The following is an 11441-nucleotide window of genomic DNA, read 5'->3' as shown; positions in this document are numbered from 1 at the left end:
CACCGGGCAGGCGCGGAACTCTGGCCGCGCTGCGGGGTGATAGGGATTACAGTACAACAGATGTTCACTTATCGCACTAATGTTCTTTATACGAACAAATTAGGGCGTAAAGTTGCTTCGACTCCAGGTCCGCTAGCGTTGCGGCAGCCTGGCCGCCAGCTCGGCGGCGGCCTCCTGCAGCAGCGGAACATGGGCAATCAAGTCCTCCAGGTCCAGCCGGAAGACGGGAACCGCCGTCGCCAGTGAGGCGAAGGCATGGCCCTGGCTGTTGAGCAGCGGCACCGCCACCGCCCGCATGCCGGCCTCATTCTCTTCGTCCATCACGGCGTAGCCCTGCCGGCGGACCTGGGCAATCTCGGCCCTGAACGCCTCCCGGTCCGTGATGGACTTCCCGGTCAGCGGCTCGAGCGGCAACTCCGCCAGGAGCTTTTCGCGCTCCGCGTCCTCAGCAAATGCCACCAGGGCCTTGCCGACTGCGGTGGTGGACAGGGAGCCCAGGTGGCCGGGATCGCTGGTCACGCGGAAGATCTGCGGGCCGTCCACCTTGCTGACGGTGAGATGGTGGAGGCCGTCGCGGACGCTGAGGATGGTAGCCTCGCCGGTTTCGGCGGTCACCCTGCGCAACACCGGCATGGCCGTGCCGGCGAAACCGTGGTGGTTGGAAACGCGCTGGCCCAGCTGGAAGATCCGGAGGCCAAGGTGGTACCGGCGGCCATCCGGCTCATAGTCCACGAATCCGTCGCGTGCCAGCGATCCGAGCAGGCGGTAGGTAGTGCTGAACGGCAGTTCGGCCCGGCGGGATATCTCGGCGGCACTGGCACCGCGCGGCTCCTCTCCCAGCAGTACCAGCAGGCCCAGGGCTTTGCCCACCATGTCGGTCCGGTCCGCCTTTTTCGCCCCCGCGCCGGCTCCGCCATCGGGCTCCCCGGCCAGCGCGGCAGGGTCCGGCTGAACGTCGTCGTTGATTGTGGCTTGGTTCACACTCATGTCTTGATATTGCCACAATGTGAGAGCTATTTCTAGATGGTGATTATTTCCTTGACAGGTGACTGTCCTCACAGTCATAGTTTCTGTATCGCACAAGTAGCTCCCACCATGTGGCTACCCCTGCCGGGTCTTTCCACCGGACTCCAGCCGCACCCCCGCCCGCACCAAGGCAACGGCGGCTGCGACCCCCAGATCCATCCGCGACAATGTCGTCACACCAAAGGAACACCATGAGCCAGACACTTCCGTCCGCCGGGGAGGGCGCCCTCACCAACGCCGGGACGCCCAAGAGGGCCGCCGTCGCCAGCTTCCTGGGCAGCGCCGTCGAATACTACGACTTCTTCATCTTCGGCTCCGCCGCAGCACTGATCTTCCCCACGGTCTTCTTCCCCAATGCCGATGCGAACGCCGCCATAATGTCTTTCGCGACCTTCGGGTTCGCCTACGTGGCACGGCCCATCGGCGCCATCATCCTGGGCCACTTCGGCGACCGCGTGGGACGCCGGAAGGTCCTGATGTTCACCCTGCTGCTCATGGGTGCCTCCACCTTCGTCATCGGCTGCCTGCCCGACTTCCACACCGTCGGCTGGTGGGCTCCGGCGCTGCTGGTGCTGGCCCGTCTCTGCCAGGGCCTCTCCGCGGCAGGCGAGCAGGCAGGCGCCTCCTCCATGACCCTGGAGCACGCCCCGGACAACCGCCGCTCCTTCTTCACTTCCTGGACCCTCACCGGCACCCAGGGCGGCCAGATCCTCGCCGCCCTGGTGTTCATCCCCGTCCTGGCACTGCCGGATGAGATCAAGTTCGGCATCGGCTGGCGCATCCCCTTCTGGCTCAGCGCCGTCGTGGTCGTGGTGGCGTTCCTCATCCGCCGCACCCTGCACGAACCTCCCGCGTTCGAGGAAGCCCGGAAGAACGCCGAGATCGCCAAGCTTCCCGTCGCGGACCTGCTCAAGGGCCACTGGCGCGACGTCCTCCGCGTCATCTGCTGCGCCTTCATCGCCGCCGTCTCCACCGTGTTCGGCACCCTGGCCATCAGCTACGCCAAGACCGTGGCCGGCGTGGACGGCACCACCACCCTCTGGCTGGTCGTGGCCGCCAATATCGTGGCCCTGGGCACGCAGCCGCTCTTCGGAATGCTGGCGGACAGGATCGGCCGCAAGCCCGTCTTCATCTACGGTGCCCTGGCCAGCGCCATCCTGACCCCCGTGTTCCTGCTCAGCCTGGAATCCGGCAGCGTCCCGCTGATGTTCCTTGCCGCCATCGGCTACTTCTCCGGCGGCTACGCAGCAGCCAACGCCGTCTGGCCGTCCTTCTACGCCGAGATGTTCAGCACCAAGGTCCGCTTCTCCGGCCTGGCCATCGGCACCCAGTTGGGCTTCCTGATGGCAGGGTTCGCCCCGGCAATCGTTGCTGCCATGGGCGGCATCAAGCCCGGCGGCTGGGTCCAGATCAGCATCTTCACCGCCATCATCTGCGCCGTTGCAGCCGTGTCCGCCCTGACGGCCCGGGAGTCCTTCCGGACGCCCACCAAGCTGCTCGGCCTGAAGTAGGAGCGTTCACTCCCGCCCAGTTACATAGCCACAAAAGCCCGCCGCCTCCTCGAAAACCAGGGGCGGCGGGCTTTCCGTGCGGTGGCGCCGGGGGGAAGCGGGAGTAACTGGGCAGGAATGCACGGCGCCCTTAGCTCCGGCCGGTCTCCAGTACCGAGGCGAGGTCGAAGTTCACCGGCTCCTCCAGCTGTGCGTACGTGCAGGTTTCCGGGTCCCGGTCCGGCCGCCAGCGGTTGAACTGGGCGGTGTGGCGGAACCGGTCGCCCTCCATATGGTCGTAGCGGACCTCCACCACCAGTTCGGGCCGCAGGGGCACGAAGGACAGGTCCTTCCCGGCGCTCCAGCGGCTGCCCTCGGCGTTGCGCGGCGTCCGTTCGCCTTCCTCCTGCTTTGCCCACGCCCAGGGGTGGTTGTCGAAGTCCGTCACCAGCGGCTGCAGTTCCTGGAACAGCTCCTGCCGGCGCTTCATCGGGAAGGCGCCGATCACGCCCACGCTGGCCAGGCCGCCGTCGTCCTTGTAGAGCCCCAGCAGCAGCGAGCCGATAGCGTCCGGCCCGCTCTTGTGCAGGCGGTAGCCGGCCACCACGCAGTCCGCGGTCCGCTCGTGCTTGACCTTGAACATCACCCGCTTGTCCGGCTCGTACCGGCCGTCCAGCCGCTTGGCCACGATGCCGTCCAGGCCGGCCCCCTCGAACTGCTCGAACCACTGCGCGGCGGTGTCCTTATCCGTGGTGGCGGCGGTGAGGTGGACCGGTGCGTTGCTGCCGGCGAGCGCCTTCTCCAGCGCGGCCCGGCGCTCCGAAAAGGGCCGTCCGGTGTAGTCGTCGTCACCCAGGGCCAGGAGGTCGAAGGCCACGAAGCTTGCGGGAGTCTGTTCCGACAGCATCTTTACCCGGCTGGCGGCAGGGTGGATGCGTTGCTGCAGCGTGTCGAAGTCCAGCCGGTCCCCGGATGTCCCCACCAGGATGATCTCGCCGTCCACCACGCAGCGCGGGGGCAGGTTTTCCTTGAGCGCGGCTACCAGTTCCGGGAAGTAGCGGGTCATGGGTTTTTCGTTGCGGCTGCCGATCTCCAGGTCATCGCCGTCACGGAAAATGATGGAGCGGAAGCCGTCCCACTTGGGTTCGTAGCTGAGGCCTCCGCTGCCGGGGATGCCGTCGATGCCGCTGACGGCCTTGGCGAGCATGGGCGGGACGGGCGGCATCACGGGAAGTTCCATGTGCCCATTCTTGCCCGGCCGGCCGCCCGGGCGGTAGGGCGGCGCGCCCGCTTCAGGCCGCCAGCAGCCAGACGACCAGTACCAGCACCGGCGCGGCGGCGGCCGTGGAGAGCAGGATGGTTTCCCGCGCCACGGCCACCCCGCGCCCGTACTTGCTGGCGAACAGGAACACGTTCTGGGCCGAGGGCAGCGCCGCCATGAGCACCACGCCCAGGAGCATGTGGTGGTCCAGGTTGAACAGGAAGCGCCCGACGACGTATGCCACGGCAGGCATCACAGCGGACTTCAGCGCCGTGGCAGTGAGGATTTCGGCCGTGTGCCCGCCGCTTCGGAGCATCCTGGTGCCGCGCAGCGACATGCCGAAGGCCAGCAGCACCACCGGGACAGCCGCGCCGCCCAGCAGGGTGAGCGGCGCCATCACCGGGGCGGGCAGTTGGACGTGGAACGCCGCCAGGACCACGCCGAGGAGCGAGGCGATGATCATGGGGTTGCGGAAGGGCTGCGTGAGCAGCAGCCGGGGCGAGAAGCGGCCGGCTTGGTCCAGGTCCAGCAGGGTCAGGACCAGCGGGGCGAACAGGAGGAGCTGGACCAGCAGGACCGGGGCCACCGGGGTGGCATCCCCCAGGGCGTAGAGCGTGATGGGGATGCCGATGTTGTTGGCGTTGACGTAGGAGCCGGCCATGGCGCCCACCGCAGTCTCGGCCAGGGGGCGCCGGAACCAGATCCGGCTGGCAGCCACGTATAACAGCGCGGTGGCCGCCGCCGTGATCATGGCCAGCGGAACATAGGCCGAAAAAACCACGGACAGGTCCGATTTCAGGACCACCGTGAACAGCAGGACCGGGTTGGTGATGAAGAAGGCGGTGCGGGTCAATGCGTTGATGGTGGGCTCATCGCCCAGGCCGCAGCGGGCAGCAAGATATCCGACGGCAATGACGACGCCGATCACCGCCAGTCCGATCAGCACACCGCCCACGTGGGGTACTTCCTTCCCGTTCCCGTGCACCACCACACGGAAGGCAGTACTACAAGTTCACAACTTATCGAATAAGGAGCGCCGTGCCAGCAGGCGTCCACGGACTGGCCGCCGCCCGCCGTCGTGCTTTGTGAAAAGATCAACCATGCGCGCCATGCAACACTCCAGCAAACTCCGCAATGTCCGCTATGAACTCCGCGGCCCCATCCTTGAGGCCGCCAAGAACATGGAGGCCGAAGGGCACCGGATCCTCAAGATGAACCTCGGGGACACCGCACCTTTTGGGCTGGAAGCGCCCGAGTCCGTGGTGGTGGACATGATCCACCACCTTCGCGGCGCCCAGGGCTACAGCGATTCCAAGGGCATCTTCACGGCCCGGACTGCCATCTCGCAGTACTACCAGACCCGTGGCCTGATGAACATCGGGGTCGAGGACATCGTGGTCGGCAACGGCGTCAGCGAATTGATCTCCATGTCCCTGCAGGCGTTCATGGAGAACGGCGACGAAATCCTGGTCCCCGCCCCGGACTACCCCCTGTGGACCGCCGCCGTGACCCTCACCGGCGGCAAGCCAGTGCACTACATCTGCGATGAGGCGGAGAACTGGTGGCCGGACATGGCCGATGTGGAAGCGAAGATCACCAACCGCACCAAGGGGATCGTGATCATCAATCCGAACAACCCCACCGGTGCCGTCTACCCCCGCCACATCCTGGAACAATTCGCCGGCCTGGCCCGCAAGCACAACCTGGTCCTGTTCTCCGACGAGATCTACGAGAAAGTGCTCTACGGCGAGGCCACGCACATCCATACCGCGGCCGTGGCCGAGGACGTCTGCTGCCTGACCTTCAGCGGCCTCTCCAAGGCCTACCGGATGCCCGGCTACCGTGCCGGCTGGGTGGCCATCACCGGCCCGCTGGCCGCTACCGCCGCCTACCGTGAAGCCCTGGAACTGCTGGCGTCGCTGCGCCTGTGCGCCAACGTTCCCGCCCAGCACGCCATCCAGACCTGCCTTGGCGGGTACCAGAGCATCGACGCGTTGGTGAAGCCGGGCGGCCGGCTGCGCGAACAGCGGGACCTGGCCCACAAGCTCCTGACGGCCATTCCCGGCGTCACGTGCGTCCCGGCGTCGGGGGCCATGTACCTGTTCCCGCGCCTGGACCCGGACCTGTACCCGATCGAAAGCGACGAGAAGTTCGTCCTGGACCTGCTGCGGAACCAAAAGATCCTGGTCTCCCACGGTTCGGCGTTCAACTGGCCCGCGCCGGACCACTTCCGTTTCGTCATCCTCCCGTCGGTGCTGGACATCGAGGAAGCGGTCCGGCGGATTTCCACGTTCCTGGCCGCCTACCGCGGGGCAGCTGCCTGAAACCGGGCGGGCGCGAAGAACTAACCGGACCCTAACCGCGGGGAAACCGGCACGCAACATTCCAGGCCCACACTGGACAGTGCAGGCAAGAGCCGGCACCAGCTCCAGCCAGGAGGCCCCGCGATGTTGAAGAAAGCGACCACGCATGTAACACGAGTCCGTGCCCTGGACCAGCTCCACCGCGGCGACGAAATCGAAGCCCGCCTGTCAGTGGGGCCTTCCTACGACGACGTGGTAATCCGCCGCGGCAGCGTGCAGGAGACAGCTCCGGGCATCGGCGTGGTCTGGATCCTGGACCGCATCAGCGGGGTGCGCAAAGCAATCAATACGGACGAGTGCAGCGTCTGGCGGGTGGCATAGCCGGTCCGGGAAGACGGCTGCGGGCGTAGTCAGGAAGGACTGTCCGCAACCCGTCCCCCCTCCCGGTCCTGCGCCAGCGACTGCAGCCACTCAATGGTGGCGTCAGTGACTGGATGGGCTGCCCCCAGCGACTCGAGGAACTCCCTCACCTCCACCATTTCCGCTCCCCTCCGGACGGCATGCAGCCTAGTCCCCTCAAGCATCCGCGCCACCAGCGCATCGCCTGACGGGCCAAGTTCCGCTGCGATCTGGCTGACGATCCAGTCTCTTGCCCCTGCCGCCTCGGCAGCCGTGACCGCCTCCAGGACAGCCGCGGCCAGCCCCTTCATGAACACGCTGCGGAGCAGTTTCCGGCCTGCCGCAGCACCGGCTTCGCCGCCTGCGCCGGCCGCCGGGATACCCCAGCCGGCGCAGAGTGACAGCAGAGCATCAGCCCCCGTGCCGCTAATCAGCAGGGGCGAATTGATCCGCCCGCGGGGAACGGGCGCCAGGATGGCGACGTCGGCGAAACGGACTCCGCTCCTGGCCGCCCGTTCCGCGAGCTGCCGCTTTTGGCCCGGCGCCGCGGTGTTCAGGTCCGCGAAGATGGCTTCCGGCTCCATTGCGGCCAGCGCCTCCGCAAGGACGGTTTCCGCCGCGCGGGCACCCACCAGGCTGATCACCAGGCCGGCGCCGGCCACCGCTTCGCTGACCCCGGGGGCCCGCCGCACCCCTGGCGGGACTGCCTGGACCACCGGATCCGTTCCCGTCACCCGCAATCCACGGCCGGCCAGGTCGTGGGCGTAGATGCTCCCGGCTTCCCCCAGGCCCAGGACGGCAACAGCGGGGGCGGCCGTTTTCGCCTGCCTATCTGGCACCGGCGGCAGCGGTCCGCCAGCCGCCGTGGTACTCGGTGCGGGCCGTCACCGCGTATGGGGCCGGGCTGACGACGGCGCGGACACTGATTTGTTCGTGCCGTTCCACGGTCGTCTTCCGTGATCCGCCGTCGGGCTCGCCCCAGACAACCCGCACTTCGGTGCCGATCCCAACGTTGGGGTCTACCGTGGCCAGCGAGAGGCCGCGGCGTTCGTTGGCCGTCACCCCAGTGAAGAGCGACAGGCCCACCCCCGTCCCGTCGGCGTCGATGACAGAGTCGTAGTTCGACGATCCGTAGTTGGCGTTGGGGACGTCGAAAAACTGGTAGCCGGGCTTGTCGCGGTCCAGGAACGACGCCCAGATGGCGGCCAGGTCCTCGTCGTTCCAGGCGAGGGTGACCTTTTTCCGCTGGGCGGCAGGATCGACCTGCTGGAGGGCGTCGCGGCCAATGAAGTCGTGGTCGAATTTCACGAAGGAGCCATAGCCCAGCTCCCACGGAGTCAGGTAGTAGTCCTCGATGTTGCCGGAGACGAACGAGCCGGCGAGCGCGTTGACCGCCTCGTAGCTGGTTGCGGGCAGCCATTCACGGTAGGCGCGCTCGGCATCGCTGCTGTAGATGGCCGGCAGGGGCGAGGGGATCCAGCCCGATTCCAGCGTGTTTGAGGAGTAGGCCCGCGACCCGCACGGTTCAAGACCGAACTCGGCCCCGGCTTCGAGCACGGCATCCCGGATCTTCCCGTGCTGGTCGTAGGGTCCCCAGATTTCCAGCCCCGGCGCGCCCGCCATCCCGTGGCGGAGCGTGCGGACCTGTTCCCCGGCGATGCCCAGGTGGCCCATGTGGAAGAACTTCACCTGCTCCAGGGTTCCGCCGTTGAGCTTCTCGATGATCTGCCAGGCGCAGGGGCCCTGGATCTGGAAGCGGTAGTACTTCCGGCTGACCGGCTGACCGTACGGGCGCGACGGCGACCTGTCGTCGTAGGTGCATTCGACGTCGTACCCGCCGGTTTCGGCATGGAACTGGAGCCAGTTCGCAGCCGGCGCACGGCCCACGTAGACGAATTCCTGCTCTTCCAGGTGGAACAGGATGCCGTCGCCGATCACCCCGCCGTTGGAGGCCGTGGGGACGAACTGTTTTGCGGTGTTGACCGGGAAGCTGGCGAAGCTGTTGATGCCGGTGTCCGAGAAGAGCTTCAAGGCATCGGGGCCCTTCACGAAGAAGTTGACCATGTGGTGGGACTGGTCGTAGAGCACCGCCGTTTCACGCCATGCCCGCTGCTCGCGCCGCCAGTTGGTGAATTCGGCCGGGACAACCGGGTAAATGTAGGTGCCAAGTTGGGAGTTACGCAGAAGTTCGACGGTGTTGCCGGCCGCATCGAGCACGTCCTGCAGGGATTTCGGGGCCATGGGCTGTTCTCCTTCGGTTCAGGGGTGGCGCAGTTCAGCGGTAGGCGGTTCAGCGGGTGGCGCGGTAGCTCTCGCGTGCGAATTGCACGTAGGGGGCGGGGGCGACGGTGGCCCGGATGGGGAACTGCCGGTGGGGTTCCACCTGCAGTTTGGCGGAGTTGGGTTCTTCGCCCCAGAGCACGGTGACCTCGTCGCCGTCCTCCAGTCCGTCAACCGCCGCCAGGGAGACAAAGGAGTGTTCGTTGGCGATGTAGCCGCAGTCAAAGGACTGGCCCACCGTTTTGCCGTCCCGGAGCACCCGGTCCACCTGGAACAGGGCGTAGCGGGCCTTGGGCATGTCGATGTACTTGGCGGGAAGCCCGGGCCGCAGGAGGGAACCCATCGCGTCCTGGACGTCGTCAGGGTTCCAGACGAGTGTCACCTTGCGGCGGGAGGAGGTGCGGGAGAGCCCTTCCAGCGCCTCACGGCCCACGAAGTCGTGGTCGAAGGCGATGGAGCGGGCGTACCCGAGCTCGTAGGGGGTCAGGAAGTAGTCCTCGATGTCCGCTGAATCGAAACTCCCGCCGAGTGAACCGGCCGCTGACGCCGGGAGCCATTCGCGGTAGCCGCGCAGCCGTTCGTCCGTAAAGACCGCCGGCACGGGCGAGGGCACCCACCCGGACTCAAGGTTCGCCGTCGAGTAGCCCTTCGCCCCCACCTGGGTCAGCCCAAATTCCCCACCGGCCTGCAAGAGCGCATCCCGGACGCGTTCGCCCTCCGCCCAAGGGCCGAAGAGCTCGTAACCGGGCTGCCCTGCCATGCCGTGCCGGATGGCCCGGACCTGCAGTCCGGCGATGGGGAGGCGCCCCATATGGAAAAAGCCGAGTTGCGGCACCGGGGCGCCGGTGAGCTTTTCGACGAGGGCCAGGGCGGTGGGCCCTTGGAGCTCGTAGCGGAAGAGGCGGGGGTCCCCGGCGCGGACGATCGAGTTTCCGTCGCGGGAAACTTCAACATCGCGGCCTCCGGTTTCGGCGTGGTACTGAACCCAGTCGATGGCCATCGGGTGGCCCACCAGGTTGAAGGACTGTTCATCGAGGTGCGCCAAAATGGCGTCGCCGATGAGCTGCCCTGAATGGTTCACCGCGATGAACTGCTTGGCACGGTCCACCGGAAAGTTCGCGAAAGAGTTCACCGCGAGCCCGCGCAGCAGGCTTTCCGCGCCCGGCCCGGAGAGGAAGAGATCGGTCATGTGGTGCGACTGGTCCAGGAGGGCACAGGCTGTGCGCCAGGAATTCTGCTCGGAACGCCAGTTGCTGAACTCGGCCCGCACGGGAAAAACATGGGGGCTGGCCGGGGAATCGCGTAAAAGCTGGACGGGTGAAGCCGCCCGGTCCAGCGCTTCCTGCAAAGATCCTGTCACTGCGAAATGCCTGTCACTGCGAACTCCATCGTTCGGTCCACGGCGGCGGTAGGCAGCCCCGGACGTCCAGTACCAACACGATTGCTAACAAAATTGTATCGGATGTCTTGACCAAAGTTCCAGAGCGTGGTTTTCTGGCACTGTCCGCCGGAAAGGACTGACCATGGGCCGCCCAGGCACCATGCCCGCCGTGGAACGCGAGGGTGCACATGCCCGATACAGAGGGAATCCCCTGCCTCCTGATGCGGGGCGGGACCTCCAAGGGTGCGCTGTTCCTGGCCTCGGACCTGCCTGCCGACCCCGCTGAACGCGACGACCTGCTGTTACGGATCATGGGCTCGCCTGATCCGCGCCAGGTGGACGGACTGGGCGGAGCGCACCCCTTGACCAGCAAGGTTGCCGTCATCGCGCCGTCTCCCGACGCCGGGGCGGACGTGGACTACCTGTTCCTCCAGGTCGCCGTGGACACCGCACTCGTCAGCAGCCGGCAAAACTGCGGCAACATCCTTGCCGCCGTCGGGCCCTTCGCCGTGGAGCGTGGCCTGGTGCAGCCGTCCGACGGCCACACCGAAGTGCGCATCCGGATGCTGAACACCGGCAGCATGGCCACGGCACGGTTTGCCACCCCCGGCGGCGTGGTGGATTACGACGGCGGCCCGGCGGCAGGGGGCGCGGTGGCGATCGACGGCGTTCCGGGCACGGCGGCAGCCATCCGGCTCAACTTCGAAGGCACCGCCGGTTCTTCGACCGGGGCCCTGTTCCCCACGGGCAACGTCATGGACCACGCCGACGGGATGGACCTCACCTGCGTGGATAACGGAATGCCCACCGTCCTGATGCGTGCCGCCGACCTGGGCATCACCGGGGACGAATCCCCTGCAGACCTCGAGGCGAATGAAGGCCTGGCATACCGGCTGGCCGGGCTCCGCCTCGCCGCGGCGGACCTGATGGGCATGGGCGACGTCAGTAGGGCGACCGTGCCCAAGCTGGTGCTGCTGGCGCCGCCGCGGGAAGGGGGCGCCATTGGCACCCGCAGCTTCCTTCCCGTCCGGGTCCACACCTCCATCGGAGTGCTTGGAGCACTCACCGTGGCGGCCGGGGTCCTGGCCGAAGGATCCGTGGGCCATGACCTGGCCGCGCTTCCTTCACCGGGCGAACCCTTCAGGGTGGAACACCCCACCGGGCACTTCGACGTCGAGGTAGCCATCGATTCCACCCCTGACGGCTACACCGTGACCCGTTCAACCGCCCTGAGGACGGCACGGAAGATTTTCGACGGACGCGCCTTCCCGCGCCCGCGCCCCTGACGCCTGCACAACGAC

The 11441-nt window shown here is 67.0% G+C and carries 10 protein-coding genes; 4 read left to right on the top strand and 6 right to left on the bottom strand.

Going from position 1 to position 11441, the window contains the following annotated elements; translation table 11 throughout:
- Window positions 1–132: 132 nt before the first annotated feature.
- A complete protein-coding gene (locus ACFVTD_RS11100) occupies window positions 133–987 on the bottom strand; it encodes an IclR family transcriptional regulator (RefSeq protein ID WP_387562338.1) in 855 nt (284 codons plus the stop codon).
- Window positions 988–1217: 230 nt separating this feature from the next.
- On the opposite strand from ACFVTD_RS11100, the gene ACFVTD_RS11095 reads away from it, so the two are divergent.
- Complete coding sequence (locus tag ACFVTD_RS11095; RefSeq protein ID WP_387562335.1) at window positions 1218–2537, top strand: MFS transporter; 1320 nt, start codon at window positions 1218–1220, stop codon at window positions 2535–2537.
- Between the two features lie 130 nt (window positions 2538–2667).
- Here ACFVTD_RS11095 and ACFVTD_RS11090 read toward each other — a convergent pair whose 3' ends face one another.
- Both ACFVTD_RS11090 and ACFVTD_RS11085 read right to left on the bottom strand, forming a co-directional pair.
- A complete protein-coding gene (locus tag ACFVTD_RS11090) occupies window positions 2668–3756 on the bottom strand; it encodes an ATP-dependent DNA ligase (RefSeq protein ID WP_387562332.1) in 1089 nt (362 codons plus the stop codon).
- Between the two features lie 52 nt (window positions 3757–3808).
- A complete protein-coding gene (locus ACFVTD_RS11085) occupies window positions 3809–4732 on the bottom strand; it encodes an AEC family transporter (RefSeq protein WP_387562329.1) in 924 nt (307 codons plus the stop codon).
- A 145-nt stretch (window positions 4733–4877) separates the two neighbouring features.
- On the opposite strand from ACFVTD_RS11085, the gene ACFVTD_RS11080 reads away from it, so the two are divergent.
- Both ACFVTD_RS11080 and ACFVTD_RS11075 read left to right on the top strand, forming a co-directional pair.
- A complete protein-coding gene (locus ACFVTD_RS11080) occupies window positions 4878–6101 on the top strand; it encodes a pyridoxal phosphate-dependent aminotransferase (RefSeq protein ID WP_387562326.1) in 1224 nt (407 codons plus the stop codon).
- Between the two features lie 123 nt (window positions 6102–6224).
- Window positions 6225–6461, top strand: coding sequence for a hypothetical protein (locus tag ACFVTD_RS11075; protein WP_141158887.1), 237 nt, complete (start codon window positions 6225–6227; stop codon window positions 6459–6461).
- A 29-nt stretch (window positions 6462–6490) separates the two neighbouring features.
- Here ACFVTD_RS11075 and ACFVTD_RS11070 read toward each other — a convergent pair whose 3' ends face one another.
- The 3 genes from ACFVTD_RS11070 to ACFVTD_RS11060 are packed head-to-tail and all read right to left on the bottom strand — an operon-like array spanning window position 6491 to window position 10029.
- On the bottom strand, window positions 6491–7318 hold the full coding sequence (locus ACFVTD_RS11070; RefSeq protein WP_387562323.1) for a DUF1932 domain-containing protein: 828 nt from the start codon (window positions 7316–7318) through the stop codon (window positions 6491–6493).
- The gene (locus ACFVTD_RS11065) at window positions 7308–8720 is read right to left on the bottom strand and encodes an aminomethyl transferase family protein (protein WP_387562320.1); all 1413 of its coding nucleotides are present in this window, start codon (window positions 8718–8720) and stop codon (window positions 7308–7310) included. Before ACFVTD_RS11065 ends, ACFVTD_RS11070 begins: the two co-directional genes overlap by 11 nt.
- 49 nt (window positions 8721–8769) lie before the next feature.
- Entirely contained in the window at window positions 8770–10029 is a 1260-nt protein-coding gene (locus tag ACFVTD_RS11060; protein WP_387562317.1) for an aminomethyl transferase family protein, read from the bottom strand.
- Window positions 10030–10328: 299 nt separating this feature from the next.
- Here ACFVTD_RS11060 and ACFVTD_RS11055 point away from each other — a divergent pair, with 299 nt between their 5' ends.
- Complete coding sequence (locus ACFVTD_RS11055) at window positions 10329–11426, top strand: 4-oxalomesaconate tautomerase (protein ID WP_387562314.1); 1098 nt, start codon at window positions 10329–10331, stop codon at window positions 11424–11426.
- Window positions 11427–11441: the final 15 nt, after the last annotated feature.

The sequence above is a fragment of the Pseudarthrobacter sp. NPDC058119 genome, assembly GCF_042884655.1.
In the GTDB taxonomy this organism is placed as follows: Bacteria; Actinomycetota; Actinomycetes; order Actinomycetales; family Micrococcaceae; genus Arthrobacter.
This window is presented reverse-complemented; position numbering and strand designations above follow the sequence as displayed.